This is a genomic window from Arthrobacter sp. HLT1-20 (assembly GCF_054510895.1).
The window spans coordinates 1-15852 of record NZ_JBTNDR010000003.1; the positions used below are offsets into that span (position 1 = coordinate 1).

General features: G+C 59.9%; 15 protein-coding genes, 1 tRNA gene and 1 pseudogene. 5 read left to right on the plus strand and 12 right to left on the minus strand.

Annotated features, from left to right (window positions below; translation table 11 throughout):
• Positions 1–277, minus strand: a pseudogene (locus ACX80Q_RS02505) (IS110 family transposase); the annotation flags it as partial.
• Positions 278–410: 133 nt separating this feature from the next.
• On the minus strand, positions 411–1013 hold the full coding sequence (locus ACX80Q_RS02510) for an ANTAR domain-containing response regulator (protein WP_103465939.1): 603 nt from the start codon (positions 1011–1013) through the stop codon (positions 411–413).
• Between the two features lie 179 nt (positions 1014–1192).
• Here ACX80Q_RS02510 and ACX80Q_RS02515 point away from each other — a divergent pair.
• Positions 1193–1273 (plus strand) — tRNA-Leu (locus ACX80Q_RS02515).
• A gap of 51 nt (positions 1274–1324) precedes the next feature.
• Here ACX80Q_RS02515 and ACX80Q_RS02520 read toward each other — a convergent pair.
• A complete protein-coding gene (locus tag ACX80Q_RS02520) occupies positions 1325–1759 on the minus strand; it encodes a hypothetical protein (RefSeq protein ID WP_459328942.1) in 435 nt (144 codons plus the stop codon).
• A gap of 169 nt (positions 1760–1928) precedes the next feature.
• On the opposite strand from ACX80Q_RS02520, the gene ACX80Q_RS02525 reads away from it, so the two are divergent.
• Entirely contained in the window at positions 1929–2912 is a 984-nt protein-coding gene (locus ACX80Q_RS02525) for a YaaC family protein (RefSeq protein ID WP_459328943.1), read from the plus strand.
• 191 nt (positions 2913–3103) lie between these two features.
• Here ACX80Q_RS02525 and ACX80Q_RS02530 read toward each other — a convergent pair whose 3' ends face one another.
• Both ACX80Q_RS02530 and ACX80Q_RS02535 read right to left on the minus strand, forming a co-directional pair.
• A complete protein-coding gene (locus ACX80Q_RS02530) occupies positions 3104–3664 on the minus strand; it encodes a DUF6036 family nucleotidyltransferase (RefSeq protein WP_459328944.1) in 561 nt (186 codons plus the stop codon).
• Positions 3661–4281, minus strand: coding sequence for a helix-turn-helix transcriptional regulator (locus ACX80Q_RS02535; RefSeq protein WP_459328945.1), 621 nt, complete (start codon positions 4279–4281; stop codon positions 3661–3663). The genes ACX80Q_RS02530 and ACX80Q_RS02535 overlap by 4 nt, the downstream gene beginning before the upstream one ends.
• Positions 4282–4682: 401 nt before the next feature.
• Here ACX80Q_RS02535 and ACX80Q_RS02540 point away from each other — a divergent pair, with 401 nt between their 5' ends.
• The gene (locus tag ACX80Q_RS02540) at positions 4683–5360 is read left to right on the plus strand and encodes an NADPH-dependent F420 reductase (protein ID WP_459328946.1); all 678 of its coding nucleotides are present in this window, start codon (positions 4683–4685) and stop codon (positions 5358–5360) included.
• A gap of 222 nt (positions 5361–5582) precedes the next feature.
• Here the strand turns inward: ACX80Q_RS02540 and ACX80Q_RS02545 are convergent, their stop codons facing one another.
• The 3 genes from ACX80Q_RS02545 to ACX80Q_RS02555 all read right to left on the minus strand — a co-directional run bounded on the left by ACX80Q_RS02545 (position 5583) and on the right by ACX80Q_RS02555 (position 8317).
• Positions 5583–6467, minus strand: a complete 885-nt coding sequence (locus ACX80Q_RS02545) for a VOC family protein (RefSeq protein WP_459328947.1) — start codon at positions 6465–6467, stop codon at positions 5583–5585.
• A gap of 84 nt (positions 6468–6551) precedes the next feature.
• Positions 6552–7799 (minus strand): MFS transporter, encoded by a 1248-nt coding sequence (locus ACX80Q_RS02550; protein WP_459328948.1) that lies wholly within the window; start codon positions 7797–7799, stop codon positions 6552–6554.
• Positions 7796–8317 (minus strand): PaaI family thioesterase, encoded by a 522-nt coding sequence (locus ACX80Q_RS02555; RefSeq protein WP_459328949.1) that lies wholly within the window; start codon positions 8315–8317, stop codon positions 7796–7798. Before ACX80Q_RS02555 ends, ACX80Q_RS02550 begins: the two co-directional genes overlap by 4 nt.
• A gap of 227 nt (positions 8318–8544) precedes the next feature.
• On the opposite strand from ACX80Q_RS02555, the gene ACX80Q_RS02560 reads away from it, so the two are divergent.
• Positions 8545–9039, plus strand: coding sequence for a winged helix-turn-helix transcriptional regulator (locus tag ACX80Q_RS02560; protein WP_459328950.1), 495 nt, complete (start codon positions 8545–8547; stop codon positions 9037–9039).
• Positions 9040–10185: 1146 nt separating this feature from the next.
• Here ACX80Q_RS02560 and ACX80Q_RS02565 read toward each other — a convergent pair.
• The 3 genes from ACX80Q_RS02565 to ACX80Q_RS02575 all read right to left on the minus strand — a co-directional run bounded on the left by ACX80Q_RS02565 (position 10186) and on the right by ACX80Q_RS02575 (position 14430).
• Positions 10186–11817 (minus strand): amidohydrolase, encoded by a 1632-nt coding sequence (locus ACX80Q_RS02565; protein ID WP_459328951.1) that lies wholly within the window; start codon positions 11815–11817, stop codon positions 10186–10188.
• A gap of 114 nt (positions 11818–11931) precedes the next feature.
• Complete coding sequence (locus tag ACX80Q_RS02570; RefSeq protein ID WP_459328952.1) at positions 11932–12861, minus strand: carbon-nitrogen hydrolase family protein; 930 nt, start codon at positions 12859–12861, stop codon at positions 11932–11934.
• 6 nt (positions 12862–12867) lie between these two features.
• Complete coding sequence (locus tag ACX80Q_RS02575; RefSeq protein ID WP_459328953.1) at positions 12868–14430, minus strand: APC family permease; 1563 nt, start codon at positions 14428–14430, stop codon at positions 12868–12870.
• A 118-nt stretch (positions 14431–14548) separates the two neighbouring features.
• Between ACX80Q_RS02575 and ACX80Q_RS02580 the strand changes: the two genes are divergently transcribed.
• Entirely contained in the window at positions 14549–15184 is a 636-nt protein-coding gene (locus tag ACX80Q_RS02580) for a TetR/AcrR family transcriptional regulator (protein WP_459328954.1), read from the plus strand.
• A 70-nt stretch (positions 15185–15254) separates the two neighbouring features.
• On the opposite strand, the gene ACX80Q_RS02585 is transcribed toward ACX80Q_RS02580, so the two are convergent.
• Positions 15255–15578 carry a helix-turn-helix domain-containing protein gene (locus tag ACX80Q_RS02585; RefSeq protein WP_459328955.1) on the minus strand — a complete coding sequence of 108 codons (324 nt, stop codon included), beginning with the start codon at positions 15576–15578 and terminating at the stop codon, positions 15255–15257.
• Positions 15579–15852 lie beyond the last annotated feature (274 nt).

Genomic DNA, 15852 nt, shown 5'->3' on the forward strand with positions numbered 1-15852 from the left:
TTTTGACCTTGTCGCCCGGTGCTCTCAACAGTTTCGAGGATGCCGCGACCACGCAGTCGATGCCGGCCTCCCGCAGGTACCGGACGAGCACGTAACCGGTCGGGCCGGACTCGTAGACGGCTTTCACGGGTGGTTCGAAGCGGAGGATCCAGTCCAGGACGACCGCCGGGTCTGAATCCATGGCCATCCTCACCAGCTCCCCGGTGTCGGGATTCAACGCGCATCCCACCACGGAAACCGCGTGAACATCGAGCCCAATAAACGTATGCTGAAACATAGCCGGGACCTCCCAAAACTCACATGTGGCACTACCAATGCAACGCTCCAAAGGCCGAAATGCCAAGGAGGTTGTTCACTGGCAACCCACGGAAGCTGTGAAACAGAAGGCCCCGGCCCTCACCTCATATCGTCTAGTTGACCTGGTTGATGATGGTCTCGGCGACCTCGCGCATGCTCAGGCGGCGGTCCATGGAGGTCTTCTGGATCCAGCGGAAGGCCTCGGGCTCGGTGAGGCCCATCTTGGTGGTCAGGAGGCTCTTAGCGCGCTCCACAAGCTTGCGGGTGGCGAACTGCTCCTGAAGGTCGGAAACCTCGTCCTCGAGGGCTTTGATCTCCTCGTGGCGGGAGAGGGCGATCTCCAGGGCGGGGAGAAGGTCTGCGGGGGTGAAGGGCTTGACCACGTAGGCCATGGCGCCGGCGTCGCGGGCACGCTCCACCAGTTCCTTCTGGCTGAATGCTGTCAGCAGGACCACGGGGGCAATGCGGGCTTTGACGATGATCTCGGCGGCCGTGATGCCGTCCATGACGGGCATTTTGACGTCCATAAGAACCAGATCGGGCTTGAGCTCCTTGGCGAGCTCCACTGCCTTCTCACCGTTGTCCGCTTCGCCAACCACGTCGTAGCCTTCGCCGCGGAGGATTTCCATGATGTCCAGGCGGATCAGGGTCTCATCCTCGGCAACAATGACGCGGCGTGCGGGTGTGGTGGGTTTGGTTTCGGTCTGTTCCGACACAAAAAACTCCTTAGAAGAGGTGAGTTACACCACATTTAGCAAAAATTGACCCCAAAGTGGGCCTTGGTTCTACAAAACAGCCTATCTCCATGTAGAGTAGATGCGCGCACTGGTTCGGAAGCGATTCCAAAACCCGGACGTGATCTTCGTAACAGTGTTCGTATGAACGCTTTGCTAAGGCCCAAGTGGCGGAACGGCAGACGCGCTGCACTCAAAATGCAGTATCGAAAGGTGTGTGGGTTCGAATCCCACCTTGGGCACGCTTGTGATGTCGCGGGACATGGTTCATACATGTCTCGCGACATCGTTCTTTAAGATTGGTCCTCGGCTTCTGCCGGGGACTTTTTCTTTTTGGGCTGGTAGTTCTTGGTGGCGTCGAGTGTGTACTCGCCGAGAATTTCTCCGGTGGTGGTGTGGATGACGGTTGCGGCGTTGTCGGCGACGAGGACTGTGATGTCCGCACCGATGTGTGCGCGTCCCACACCGAGGTGGAGTAGTTTGCCTTGATAGCGCAGCGATACTTTTCCCACGTCATCGATCTTGTCGGTGTGCGCCGGTGGTGGGTACGTAGGGTGCTGCTTTCGGGGCACTTTTGTAGGCTTGGGCCGGGTGCGGCGCCCCAGGGCCCGATGGGGCCGTTCATTGTTGTAGACCTGGGCGAAGCGGTCCAGATCCTTATTGTGCAGTTCAATACCCTTGGCAGGGTCTTGAATGCTGAGCCAGCGAGTGGTTCTAACCTCTTCCAAATACAGACCGATTCTAGGTATCTTGGACTACGCCGACGGAAGATTCTGGGATAACGTCATTCTGATTAGTGGAGGTAGCGGGTTTCCCGTTGAGGCCGCCTTTTCCAGGCCCAAAGTTTGTAGCTGCCAAGTGGATTCTTCAGCCGCACCATTCGGGCATACTGGAAACATGCCGAAGCGATATTTTGAAATGGAATCTGACTCACCCGAGGAATCGTGGAGGAAAGTTCGAGCATTACGCTTGAGTCCTCCTGTCAGGATGCCCGCGTCGCGGCAGAAGTTGTTCACGAGCTCGTTGGAGCAGGCGCAGCAGCAATTTCAAGCGGCGGCACACGTTGGATTCGAGTCACGAGCTCTCAATCTCTACTATGGGATCTCTCAGGCAGGCCGGGCAATAGCCGCCGCTCTAACACCCCCTAAGATTGGCAAGTCACCAGAAGTTAGCGGCCATGGGCTGCGCGTGGCTGATTTCAATTCGGTCACCTCGAAAACGTTTTGGCAAATGAAGGTGAGGTCCGAGGGAAATGACGACACATCATACGGTCGCTTGGCGAATATTCTTAGTTCGTCGTCGCTAGAGGAAACAGTTTCCATGGGCGAGATCTGGAATATGATCCCCGAGCTGCATTTGGATTATCCTTTGGGTAGTTTCAATCAACCTCGCTGGATCCACAATCAGTACTTAAGCAAAGAGTTTCCTCCTGAGACAACTCTGACACTTCAAGCTACTGAAGAGGAGATGGCAGGCGACGCGGCGCAATTGCGTGCTGTCTATCCAGACCTAGCTGGGGCGAGTGTCTTGAAGTTCAGGGGAGGTTCGTACTCGGATGACAACGGGATTCGAACAGACGAGGCTGTCTTCTCCTTCGAAGGATTGAGGAACCCGGCTCGACAGCTTCGTGGAAGTGCGGTCTTGATGCCAGCGTGCGGAAGTACCGGCAAAACGCTTGACCCGCTATTGACGTGGTGGATATTCCTTTACGCATTGTCCATGGTCACGAGGTACAAGCCCGTTGTTTGGACGGAGATCATAGACGTTAATCGATCACCGTTGGCTGTTCCGCTGGAAACATTACTCGGTAAAGCCCTAGAAGCTGTTCCTGCGCAGATTCACGCCACTTTGGTTTCCGTTGATCGAACTGGAATGGTGTAGCTCATTCGGAACAATTGTGGCCGTGTCGCCTTGACTGGTCTCGTGGAGTAAGGCCGTCATGTCATCTTCAACGTGACTTCTTGGAAAATGGTGCCGCGGTTGCTGTTGGCTGATGTTTCGCAAGGTTCCTGGTGTGCGTCCACGCGAGTGGTGTCCTCACGGGATCAATTCCGGCGGCCTTGGCGTGTGAGCTAGAAGTTGTTCTCTGGCGCGAGTGTTGTTGCGGCGTCGAGGGCGTCGTCGACGACGATGAGGTAGTTGTCGCGGGTGGCGGCGAGTGGGATGGAGTGTTGTCCATATTTGTTGAAGGCGAGGTCTACGGCGTCGGTGGCGTTGGTGATGTTGAGTTTGCGCAGGAGGCGGGCGATGTCGAGGGTGTCTTTGTCTCGTTCGGCGGCGATCTTCATGGCCAGGAGTGTTTCGCTGTCGGCTGCTTGGATGGTTAGTCCGTCGAGTTCTTCAAGGGTGATCCAGCTGGCGTTCTCGGGAATGAAGGCCGATGCGTTGGAGTTGAGCCAGTCACTGGCTAGGTCGTAGTCTGTGGCCATCTCGGCCACGATCGAGTTGACGATGGCTTTCTCGGCGTAGCTCGCATCGATGTCTGCGGTAGGACGGTTGCCGATGCCCTGGAGGACGAGTGCGGCGCCGCCGACGAGTTTGATGTCCCCATGTATGCCATTGGCCGCCAGCCTGTTGGCGAGTTCATGCAGTAGGGCCAAGATTTGCTCACCGGTGAGTTCGCCTCCGCTCATGCTGTGGCCAGGCTGCGTTCGCGGATGAAGACGTTCATGGCGGCGAGCTCGTGCGGTGTTTCAGACTGGGTGAGTTGCTTCATGGGGTCGCGGACGCTCCGGTAGGACTGGGCTGGCATCCAAGCTTCTTTGAGAGGTTGAATGCGTCTGGTCCAGGTTGGCGTTGGTTGGCCGAGGCGGTGTGCGGTGTAGTTGGTGATTGCCGCCAGAGCGGCAGACCATTGCGGATCTTTTAGTCTTGGGCTGCGTTGGAGGAGTGGCTTGCCGGCTTTCATGGACGCGCTGGCGTAGTCGGCAAGCATCTTGATGGCGAATTCAAAATCCTTCTTTGCCAGGAGGTCTGTGAAGGTGGCTGCGTAGTCGCGCCTTTCGGGATCGTGCTGGCTGCCGCGGGGGATAGGCGTGGTGGTGGAGAGGGAGAGCCCTAACGCCGTTAGGACTGCCATGGTCTTGCCAAGTTCGGCACGGTCATGTCCCGATTCGAGGTCAATGAGGAACTTCCGTGAGACGCCAGCCGCATCGGCCAATGCCTGTTGCGTCCAGCCATGTTTCAGCCGCTGGGCACGGATCAATGCTCCGGCCGCGGCGGGTGTGTCAATGTGGCTCTCAAATGTCATGGCGTCATCCCTTCCTCAATCCATTGTGTCACCGAATGGTGACAATCGCATTCATTGCGCAGGAATCGATCGAGGATATTGGTGTCAATGATGCCGGTTGACAGTGTCAACACATTTCCTGTTGGACTGGCCCGGACTGCGTCGTACTGGGCCGTACTGCCGCGGTGGTTCGCAACTTCCGCTTGTTTCCGGGGGCTGAAGTCTGGTTCGAATCCCACCTTGGGCACGCTTAATGCCGTGTTGACAGGGGGATTCAAACACGAGGATGGCCTCCACCTTGGCTGAAGTGCAGACTGCGTCCAAAGGTTGACAGGCGGATCGATCCGTTACAGCCTATTGAGAACGATCCGTCGCACCGGGTTGAGGCTTTGCAGCAGAAGAAACCACAAGGAGATCAACCCATGAAGACCGCCATTCTCGGAACAGGCGCTGTCGGGCGAACCATCGCTGCGCGGCTCGTCGAACTTGGGCACGATGTCACCATCGGCACTCGCGATGCCGAGGCCACGCTGGCCCGCACCGAGGTCGACGCCATGGGCAACGCACCCTTCGCCGCCTGGGCTGCCGGGAATCCCGACGTGTCCGTGGCCAGCTTCGCTTACGCTGCCGCCGGATCCGAACTCATCATGAATGCCACCAACGGCGGCGCCTCCCTGGAGGTTCTGGCTCTTGTCGGTGCGGAAAATCTAAGCGGCAAGGTCATTCTCGACCTCGCCAACCCTCTCGACTTCAGCCACGGCATGCCCCCGACTCTGTTCGTCAAGGACACTGATTCCCTCGGTGAACAGATCCAGCGTGCCTTCCCCGCCGCCCGCGTCGTGAAGGCCCTCAACACCCTCAATGCGGACCTCATGGTCCACCCTGACCAACTTTCGGAGTCCAGCACGGTCTTCGTTTCCGGGAACGACGCCGATGCCAAGCGCACCGTTACCGCGCTCCTAAAGGACTTCGGCCACCGGGACGTCATCGACCTCGGTGACATCACCACCGCCCGGGGGACCGAAATGCTCCTGCCCGTCTGGCTCCGCCTCTGGGGCGCACTCGGCACACCTGCCTTCAACTTCAAAATTGTCCGCTGACCCGTAACGTATCGCTGCGGCACGGAGCCGACGCACTCGACGCCCTCAATGACGGCCACCAGGATGCCCGGCTGGGCGAGACTCTGGAATGGACCGGCGTCCTGGCTCTCTCGCAGATCAGTGCGTGGTTTTGATTCTTAAGGCAGGTCTGAGTGCCCCATCGAAAAGCTCTATCCGCAACTAGCCGCCACAACCGCATAAACAGCGCCGTGACTGGGTACGTCACAGCTCGGCAATGATGAGTTTCTTCATGTCGAGCATCCGCGCAAAGGCCCCCGGGTGCTGCATGAGCTCGCCCATGTTCTCCGGCACGATTTGCCAGCTCAAGCCGTAGCGGTCCACCACCCAGCCACATTGTTCGGCCTCGGGCACGCTGGAAAGTGCCTCCCACAACCGATCGATTTCGTCCTGATCAGCACAGGAAATTTCCAGTGACAGCCCTGGTGTAAACGTGAATTCGTGATCGGCGCCGCCATCCATGCCGGAGAACCACTGACCGGCGAGTTGGAATTCGGCGAACATGATGCCGTTTGCTTCGTCCGGATGGGGCATGACCATGCCGGTGCCTGAATCTGGAATAAGCCCGGTGTAGAGGTCGATTGCCTGCTGGGCCTGGGCCACGGGTCCGGTGAAGAGGAACTGTGGAATCACCAGGGGGCGCCGATCTCCTGCAGGGTCGCTCAACATCAGCTGCCAGTTCACCCCAAAGCGGTCTTCGACCCAGCCGTAGAGCTTACTGAACGGATATTCGCCTAACTCCATGCGCACCTGGCCGCCTTCTGCGAAGGCTTCCCAGATGCTGCGGATACGGGAGCTTGCCTCGTCCTCGCCGCCGTCGAACAGGAGCGGATCCATGTTCAAAATGAACGAGATGGCAGGTGTGGGGCGGAATTCATTCCCGGCATTGATGAGGCGGATCTGGTAACCACTGACGATCACATCAACGACGAGCGCCTGCCCAGCGAAATCACCTTGGAAGTCCAGCAAGCCTTCCGTTGGATAATTCATGGTTGTCGTAGCTGACGTTTGAGGAAGCACCGCAGAGTAGAACGCTCCGACCTCCACGGCGTTGCCTTGGCACCAAACGTTGGGCACAATCCGTTGCATGATTCCTCCTCGAAGTGGCTTATTTCAGCATGCCACGGCCGACCATGGCCTTCAATAGATTCGGCGGCGGTGATACCGTCGTCGCTAAGCGTTGCCGGCCCTCTCAGTCTGCGGCGCATGGCGAGTCGAGATCTTGAGCAGGACAACCACGAGGATGCAGACGCCAGCCAGGGCAGCGGCCGCGGCTATCACGGCTGTGCTCAGGGATCCTGAGGTGGCAAGTGCGCCGACTCCGATGGCCGTAACGGCTTGGAAAAGGTAAGCGACGAGGTACAGCAACGAGAGCGTTGCCCCTCGGTGGCGTGCGGGTGCGACGCTGTTGATGAGGCCGAGCCCGCCGGTGAATGCCAGGGAATAGGCGCTGCCACCCACAAGACACCAGCTCAGAAACAGGGCGCTTGATCCAAAAGTGCTTGCCCCAACCATCAGGGCCAGGCTGACGACCGTCAGCACGGCCCCGGCCCACACCTGGGAACGGGCCGGAACCCGTACCGCCAGCAGTGCGGTGAGGCAGATCGCTACAGATGAGCTTGCCAGGAGCGAACCGACGATCGCCCGGTTGTCTGTCTGTGCGAACTGGGCGATCATGTGCGCTCCCAGGGAAAGGAAGATCGCGCCCATGGAATAGGCAAGCGCCACCGACAATGTGGCGATCAGGAAACTCATCCTGATTCCGTGCGGAACCTTGGGGGACTGAGGGCGCCACCGCTGCCGGACGTCGGGCCGGTCGCCCGGTGTCATGAGCAGGGCTGCCGTCGCCGCGATAGCCAGCACGAGCAGGACGATGTAGCTCAACACCAAGGGCTGCGGCGCATACTGTGCCATCAGTCCGCTGACGAAGAGGGCCAAGGTGAGCCCCGTCGCTGTCGCAACTGTCGCCGTCGTACTGGCAAAGCGTGGGCTAAGTCTGGGATTGTTCTCAATCAGCGACACGGTTGCCGCTCCCATGGCCAGACCGGAACCAATGCCCTGCAGCGCCCTGCCGGCGAAGAGGAAGCCGACGTTTGGTGCGAAGGCGAACAGCAATGTGGAGAGTGCGATGAGCGTGACTCCGCCGATCATGACCAAACGACGTCCGTAGAGGTCGGAGAGGTTGCCGAAGAGCGGTAACACCACGATGAGGGCCAGGGGATAGGTGGCGAAGACGCTGGTCATCACCACCGGGGCCAGATCCCATTTTTCGGCGTAGCTGGGGTACAGCGTGCTCGGGGCTCCGGAGGACCACAGCACCAGGGCGAGCACGGATGCGGCGGCCAAGAACGCGCCACGCTTTCCTAGTTGTCCCCGCTTGCGCGCCGGCAGCCGCAGTTCGCTGGGTGACTGGCGGCTCATTGTGCGGGGCCCATCGGGATGATCAGGCAGGTGCTTGATGCGGTGGCCAGCACGCGGCCCTCGCTGTCGCGAATATCGGCCTCGGCGAAGGATGCACTCTTGCCACGGTGGGTGACCCAGCCGTGGGCGGTGACGGTTCCCGTTTCCGCGGTGATGGGCCGAAGGAAGGACACCTTGATCTCCAAGCTCGTATACCCGACGCCGGCGGGCAGCGTGCTGTGCACGGCACACCCGCACACCGAGTCAAGAACTGTGGCAAAGAATCCTCCATGGACCGAGCCGATCGGGTTGTACTGTGACTCGTCAGGTTGCGCTGTCATCACCACATCGCCCTCGGCGACGGAAACGAATTCGAGCCCCACATGGCTGCTGATAGGGGGTGGTGGGGTCAGGCCGTCGGCTAGTGTGCGCAACTGCTCGAGGCCGGTCCGCTCTAATAGCTTTTTCTTGTCCTGTTCCGGGCGTTGGTAGTGAATAGTGCGCGAACGGGTCCTCGGCATCTCTGGCGGTGGTGTCACGGGCTATCCTTCGGTTTCTCGAAACAGGAATGTTTGCGCGGGTGACAATGCCATTCACATGGCCGGGCGGGCTGGATCTACCATACCGATGCTAAATTGGTTATGGCAACTCAGCCTTAATAATTCGGTTTGGAGAGCCGTAAGCTAGTGCTGTCGATGACCTGATGCGACAGCCGGGCAAACGTTGCTGCTGGATTGGTTGTGCAGATTCAAGCTACGGTTGGAACATGCCTCGTAAGTCAGCAACCCTCATGAACGCACTCGACAGCCAGTGCGGTATTGCCAGATCACTTGGTGTCCTCAGTGATTCCTGGAGCTTCCTCCTGCTCCGTGAGGCACTCCTGGGGAAACGTACCTTCGCGCAGTTCCGGGACTCTTTGGGTATCGCCAGTGACGTGCTCAGTGCACGGCTCAACACACTCGTGGAGCACGGCGTCTTGGAGAAGGTTCCCTATCAAGAACAAGGGCAACGGACGCGTGATGCCTACGAGCTGACAGCGGCCGGCAATGAACTCAAGCTGGTACTCGTAGCCATGCAGCAGTGGGGAGAAGCGAATGTTCCTCGTGGGTCAGGGGCGAGCCTGGTTCCCGTGACCAGGGCTGGCCAAGAGCGTGTGCAAGCGGTCCTGGTCGATGCCAACGGAATGAACGTGCGGCACGAGGACGTGGATTTTATTCGCATCAGCGACGCTGATGCGGCACAAGCATCGGGCCCGAACTGATCGCCGTTCGCGCCCAGTGGACTGGCCTTGGAGTTGACATCGACCAGCTCGACGGCGTGTGCGCGGCAGGTGGTCAACCTCGGCGCCAGCCACTGCGAGGACCGTCTGCGTGTCCCGAGCCACCTGGACAATTTCGGTGAGGAATCCGGCGTCGTAGGCCATTCGCTGGCCGGTCGGCGCCGGCAAGCGGCAGGGTCTCCGGCATTTTAGCGACCAGCGAGTCCTGCACCTGTCACGTCCTCATCAAACGCGGCTTCGTTAAGGATCCATGCCACCATCGCCCGTGTTCTCAGTCACACTGCACCCTATTGGTGGCGTGTGCTCGCATAGGCTGAGGCTGTTGTCTCAATGAAGAGGCGGCCGGAAAACCATCAAAGAAAGCAATGGCGCATGAACTTTGAATCCAATTCCCTGACCCTGAAGATCTGGGACCACTCCACGATCGACCACACTTTGGAAACGGCGATTGCCCATGTTTCCATCAGTTCTAACGCACCAAGAGACCAAGTGAAAGTTACGCGAAGCGGGCCCAATCTATTCACCGTAAGCGTCACCGGAGCATAGCCGGTGACTCGCTGACCGTTCTCTGAATTCATACCGCCGTTGTGTGGGCGGCGACGCTGAGCCTTGAACATCCATGCTCGCCGTTTATGGGATTCTCAAGCCGAGAACCATCATCACGGAGTTGTTCCCATTGGGAACACTTCTCCTGCAGGACTGGCATGGACTGGATCGAATCGGGTTGTGCTGCCGCAGGATGTCGGGGCTTCCCTTCGTTTGCACGGACTGAAATTTAGTTCGAGGCTCACCTTGGGCACGCTGAACCCTCTGTTTGCAGAGGGTTTTCGTGTTCAAGCGTTCCCAAAAACCCGAAATGCGTTCGCACGGGCGAAAAATCAGGGGCATGGCAAGCGTTGTTTCACACCGTGGGAAGTCCGGTGGAATTGCGTTTGCCCGTGAGGATGCTGCAAACAGGCCCTTGGCGCGGTAGCTTTCGGTTCAAGAAGCACCAGAGATTATGTTCATATGGTTGCTCTCATCATCCGGGGCTACATTTCCGGTTGCCGCCACCGGATGAGACCTTTACTGGCGGCAACTGGCGTGTGAGACTGCTATTGTTTCCCTGCTTCAGCTTGGGCGTTGGTACTATCCTTCCCAGGTGAACACCGCCGTGCCGTCGACCCAGGTCGATGTGATCGGAACGTCGATGAGTTGATCGCCAGAGACCTTGAGCGGGTCCTCGGCCCACATCGTCAGATCGGCGCGGTAGCCTGGCCGGATGCTGCCGGCATCGTGGTCGCCCTGTGCCCTCGCAGCCCACGAGGTAAACCCTTTCAACGTTTCGGTCGGTGAGAGCCGCTGCTGCGGTTCAAACACATGTGCATCTGGCTGCCCGGGTGTGCGGCGCAGCCGGGCCCATGCCATGCCAATGCGTACGTCGTACTGAGCAACGGGCCAGTCGGATCCCAGAGCAAGCGGTGCGCCGGACGTCAGCACATCCTGCGCGCGCCAGGCGAGGCTGGCCCGGTCCGGGCCCAGCCGTCTGGCCCAGGAATCGGAACCGTCAGCATGGCGCCATTGCATGTGCAGTGGCTGCATGGACGCCGTAATGCCAGCACCTGCCAGCCTGGCAAGATCCTGGTCGGCGAGACACTCGAGGTGCTCGATCCGGTGAGGAGCATGGCGGACCGAGGTCACCCCCGCCGCAATGTAGGCGTCGATGGCCACTCCGATGGCCTTGTCGCCGATGGCGTGTGTAGCAATTTGGAAGCCCTCATCGCTGTAATGCTTGACCGTGGCGGAGAACTCACTCGGGTCTGGCCAGAACGAGTGCAGGCCGTCGCCGAAGGTGTCGGCCTCATACATCCAGCCGGTGCCGGTATCGATTACCCCATCGAGGAACATCTTAATAAGTCCCCCGCGCCAACGACGACCGGAACGGTTCTTGGCCGCAAGGTAATCGCTGACCGTGTGGGCATCCAGCCCGGGCGTGTGCCCCAGCGCGGCAACCAGCCTTAGTGGAAGTCCGGCGCCGGTGCTGTCGACTTCATCGAGAAAGTCCAGTGACGCGATGTCGCCGTCCATGATGGATCCGGCCGTGATGCCGCTCTTGGAGAGGTTCATCATGATCTCACGGGCGCGCCCGACTGCCTGTGCGCGGGTCAGGGCTGGTGCGGCAGCCGCGACCAGGTTGCAGGCAGTCGCCTCACGCAGCTCACCAGTAGGCAGGCCTTCATTGGTGGCAACAATCTCAGAGGAATCGGCGAATTTTCTGGGACCGATAATGTTTGCTGCCTTCAGCGCCGCCCGGCTTGCCAGCGCGGTGTGCAAGTCGAAAAGCAGCAGGAACGCCGGGAGTCCGCGGACGGCGTCCTCAATCAGATCGGCCGTGATGGTGCGCCCCTCGAAGACGCCGTAGTCGATGTTCCATCCGCGCACCCAGCCGGCCGGTTCGTGGGCAAGAACCCGGTCGGCCTCAGTGCGGAGCTCGGCCAGGAAAGCGTTGAACGTGACTATGCCGCCGAAGTCGACACCGACAGTTGCCTCGACCCCCTCAATAGGGTGAATGTGCGCGTCAATGAGGCCAGGTGTCACGGTGTGCCCATGGGCGTCGACGACTGACGTGCCCGAACCCCTGTGTTCCTTGACCAGCGCCGCGCCGCCAGTGGCAATCACGCGACCCCCAGCAATGACGATTGTGTCACAGCCAGGCTGCGCTGGGTCGAGGGTATGCACCGAAGCGTTGACGACAATGGTGTCAGCAAAGATGTTGGACATAGGTGTTCCTTAATCGTGGTTGGGCATCCGCGCCCGTCCGACGTAGTCGGAGACGTTCGGGGCGGCCAGGCCGGGGAGAGAAGGCGAGCGGACAGACGGCAGGTCTTCGAGGGCCTAGGATCGGTCCAGGAGCGGGGCTTTTGGTGGCTCGTTGCGGCTGGGGTTGGAGTCCGCGCCGTCGTGGAACCAGGGCGGACGGTGGAAGCGTGCGCCGCCGAACATCGGGAACTGAATTGCACCTGTATCGTTGGCCAGCAGGTCCCATGGACGGTTGAGCCCCAGTGTTCCCAGCGCCCGCGCCTGCGATACACGGTCCAGATCCAGGACTCCGATGAGGATTTCCTCACCGCTGCCGGCGATCTGCATGATTGTCCCGTCCGGGTCGGCGATCAAGCTGCTACCGACTCCGACGGGGTCGGAGGCGTTGACGTTGACCACAAAAATCTGGTTGGCAAACGCGTTCGCCCGGGACATGACTATTTCCATCTCGCGGTCACGGGTAGACGTGAGGGTTGGCTGGATGATGACCTCTGCGCCCAACCAGGCAAGTTGCCTGGCAACTTCTGGAAAGGTGCCGTCATAGCAAATGGCCAATCCCACCCGGCCGATTCCTTCGATATCGAAGGTGACGAATTCCGAGCCCGGATGCGAAGTCTCATACGGTGCCCAGGGGAAGAGTTTGCGGTAGCGGGCGGCAATGTCGCCTTGTGGGCTGACGGCGATGGCCGTGTTGTAGGTCAACCCGTCCTCGCCAATCTCGGTCAGGGACCCGGGCACCAGCCAGACATCCAATTCCCGGGCCAAAGCGCCGATCCGATCTGTAAGCGGGCCCGGTATCGGAGCGGCCGAGCGGGCCTCGAAGTCTGGATCGGAAGCCAGAAGCCGGTCCGGGGCCGCAAGGAGCAGTTCCGGCACAACGATCAGGTCAACATGGGGGAAGAGCGAGCATGTATTCCTTGCCTGCTGCACAAACTTCTGCCACGTCGCTTCAAGGTTTTGTGGCTCGGGCGCGGTTTGCAGGACGGCAATGGTGAGAGTGCGCATGGAGATCTATTCGCTTTCGATGAGCTTGATTTCGAGTTTCTCGGTGACAGTCAACTGCAGCGGTGGGCTGGTCGCATCACCTCGGGGCAGGCTGTTCTGCCGGAAGAAGCCTGGAAGGGCGGGCCGGATCGCAAGGACGACGATGACGCCCAGCACGAGAGCGCCGACGCCGATCCAGAAGACTGTTCCGATGCCGAGCCATGAGGAATCAACGTAGGCCGGGCTGAACATGTCAACGGCGCTGATGACGAACGCAGCGGCCATCAGGAGGGCGCCGGTTCCGGGCAGTATGCCCTTGAGAAGCAGCGCCCTGGGCGAGCGGAACTGCTTGCGGAAGTAGACCACGCATGCCACCGCGGTCCCGCCGTAGTAGGCAGCGATGAGCAGTCCGACGGAAAGGATCGCATAGCCAATAAAATTCGGCGCAATGAGCGTCAGCCCGATGAGGACTGTGGCGCTCAATCCTCCACACCAGAGCGTGGCGACATACGGGGTCTTCCATTGCGGGTGGACCCTACCTAGGCGCGCCGGTAGCGCCTTGAATATGCTCATGCTGAGCCACATTCGGGGAATGCTCACAGATACTGTCAACATGGCGGCCAGGGCAGAGAGCCCGACTGCTAAGACGATAACCTTCCCAAAGATTGGCCCCGTTACTCCGGGACCGAGAGCTGACAGGACATCACCAACGACATCCGGGTCCCCAATGCCGCTGCTGCCCGACCCTGCGTAGGCGAGAGCGGCGAAGGAGGTGGTCCCGTAGCAGACCAGCAGGATGATGGTTGAGAGTACAACGGCACGGCCAGGCGTGCGGGAGCTATCGGTCGTTTCTTCGTTCGCAGAGATCAACGCGTCCCAGCCCCAGTAGATGAACAGGCACAACAGCACTCCCTGGGTCAGGCCACTGAGGTCGCCGAAATTGAAGGGATTCAGCCAGCCCAGGGTGGGGGTTTCGGCGCCGGGGAGGGCGGACCCGTTGGCTGCATGCGCGAACGCACCCACACAAAAGCCCCCGATCGCGATGAGCTGGAGGGCGATCAGTGCGTATTGTAACCATGCCGCAATCTCGATGCCCCGCACAGCGACCAGCGTGCTCAGAATGATCAGCCCGCACCCGATGGCGGAAGTAGTGACTGCATTGTCAGCGAGCGAGTCCAGCCCAGCGAATTGCAGAAGATAGGTAGTGGCGACCTGTGCCAAAGCGGCCATGGCGATGAAACTTGCCATTTGGGTGATCCACCCACCCAGAAACCATCCTGTGGTGGGTCCGAACACACGGGACGTCCAAACAAAATTTCCACCGCAATCCGGCATCTCTCTGTTCAGATCTCGGAATGCGAAAGCCGTCAAAAGGATCGGCACGAATCCGAGCAGGAAGGCAGCCGGTGTGTGCTGGCCTACCGCAGTGACCACGAATCCGAGGGTCACCGCCAGGCTGTAGGCCGGGGCGACCGCGGCCAGGCCCAGGGCCATGGAACGCGCCAATCCCAAGGAATTCCCGCGTAGCCCCTTCGTCTGGGTCTGTGGGGTTGGTACCGCCGCCAGCGCTTCGGAATCTTGTCTCACCATGGTTGTTGGCCTTCTAGGTTGGGTTTGATTGTTATTTGAATCACATTCAAACAACAATGGATGTGACTGTCAAGGGTCGGTGCGAAATCCACTGCGATGGATGGGGCAGAATGGTTCCATGGCACGCCCAAACACTCAGGCCCTCCAGCGGGAGAGGCTGATCCATGCAGCGAGGATGGTTGCCGTGCGCGACGGGGCGGCGGGAACGACGCTGCGGGCGATCGCTGCGGAAGCCAAGATGGAGCCCAACGCCGCTCTCTACTACTTCGACAGCCTCAGTGCGTTGGTCCGCGAGGTGGTTAGGGTGGTCACGGATGAGTTCATCGACCAGCTAGGCGCTGCAGTGGACGAACAGGCTCCATCAGCGCCTGCGATGCTTACCGCCGCAATCCAGGCAGGAATCACCGGAGGGTTGGACAATGACCTCTCGACAATTCTTTACGAGTTCTGGAGCACAAGCCTGCGCGACTCCGAAATGAGTGCCATTGAGCGCGTACTCACGGACAAGCAAGTCTCCATCTACAAAGGCATCCTTGACGCTGGCGTCGAGGCCGGTGACTTCGCAATTAACATGCCAACACCCGATCTTGCCCGCATATTGCTGGGTCTCGAAGACGGGCTGGTCATGGGCATTCTTGCAGGCAGTATCGACCGAGTACGCATCCTCGCGGCGGTCCGTGGCGCAGCGGAGTCACTTGTTTCCTGCACCCTGCCCGCGCTTGACCGACGAACAGCAGGCACGCGGGCGGATTGATAGCCCGCCGCGGGGCGGATTCAGGCATATAGCGCCGGAATTGATGGCGATTTCCAAGTTGCGTTGACGCTCAGGAGGCATCATCAGTCAACACTGACCGAGTGCTTATTCCGTATGCGGGCTGGCATGGTGACTTGATTGGGGTAGTGCGGCGCTGGGTGTTTGCGCCGTGGGTCCACACCTTCCGCAGTTGAGGAAGCATCAGCGCAACGTGCAGCGAGGTGCGTGACTCGGCAGCCGCCATGTTGGCGCCAAAGAGGTCTTCGAGGCGGGCAAGTCTGGCGTAGAGCGTGGGCCTGCCGAGGAAACCTTCCCAAGCTATGACTTTCTGGTTGCCGCAGGACTGGAGATAGAGTCTGAGCAACTCCAGGCAGGTGACATCCCCGTGGGCCACTGCCTGCAATAAGCCTTCGAGTCCATGCTCCGCAAAGCCGTGGACCAGTGGACCCGCGGATCGTTGCGGAGCAGGGCCAGGACTCCGCGGATGTGGACATTGCTCGCGCGAGAGTATTCCATGTCCATGAGTGTGCGTGCCGGTTCACCAATGTGGCCAGCTAGCCTCGATCGAGTTTCAGACAGTGAATACCGGCATCAAAGCCACCCAGCAACACTGAACTCCGAGTAGCCTGCCCCAAGGTTTAGTTGCCCGTTTGGGAGCGAGAATCAGG

What these genes read in the sequence shown, in the direction of transcription:
- ACX80Q_RS02525 (WP_459328943.1), top strand. Translation starts at nt 1,929, where the DNA reads ATGCCGAAGCGATATTTTGAAATGGAATCTGACTCACCCGAGGAATCG.
- ACX80Q_RS02530 (WP_459328944.1), bottom strand. Translation starts at nt 3,664, where the DNA reads ATGAGCGGAGGCGAACTCACCGGTGAGCAAATCTTGGCCCTACTGCAT.
- ACX80Q_RS02535 (WP_459328945.1), bottom strand. Translation starts at nt 4,281, where the DNA reads ATGACATTTGAGAGCCACATTGACACACCCGCCGCGGCCGGAGCATTG.
- ACX80Q_RS02540 (WP_459328946.1), top strand. Translation starts at nt 4,683, where the DNA reads ATGAAGACCGCCATTCTCGGAACAGGCGCTGTCGGGCGAACCATCGCT.
- ACX80Q_RS02545 (WP_459328947.1), bottom strand. Translation starts at nt 6,467, where the DNA reads ATGCAACGGATTGTGCCCAACGTTTGGTGCCAAGGCAACGCCGTGGAG.
- ACX80Q_RS02550 (WP_459328948.1), bottom strand. Translation starts at nt 7,799, where the DNA reads ATGAGCCGCCAGTCACCCAGCGAACTGCGGCTGCCGGCGCGCAAGCGG.
- ACX80Q_RS02560 (WP_459328950.1), top strand. Translation starts at nt 8,545, where the DNA reads ATGCCTCGTAAGTCAGCAACCCTCATGAACGCACTCGACAGCCAGTGC.
- ACX80Q_RS02565 (WP_459328951.1), bottom strand. Translation starts at nt 11,817, where the DNA reads ATGTCCAACATCTTTGCTGACACCATTGTCGTCAACGCTTCGGTGCAT.
- ACX80Q_RS02570 (WP_459328952.1), bottom strand. Translation starts at nt 12,861, where the DNA reads ATGCGCACTCTCACCATTGCCGTCCTGCAAACCGCGCCCGAGCCACAA.
- ACX80Q_RS02575 (WP_459328953.1), bottom strand. Translation starts at nt 14,430, where the DNA reads ATGGTGAGACAAGATTCCGAAGCGCTGGCGGCGGTACCAACCCCACAG.
- ACX80Q_RS02580 (WP_459328954.1), top strand. Translation starts at nt 14,549, where the DNA reads ATGGCACGCCCAAACACTCAGGCCCTCCAGCGGGAGAGGCTGATCCAT.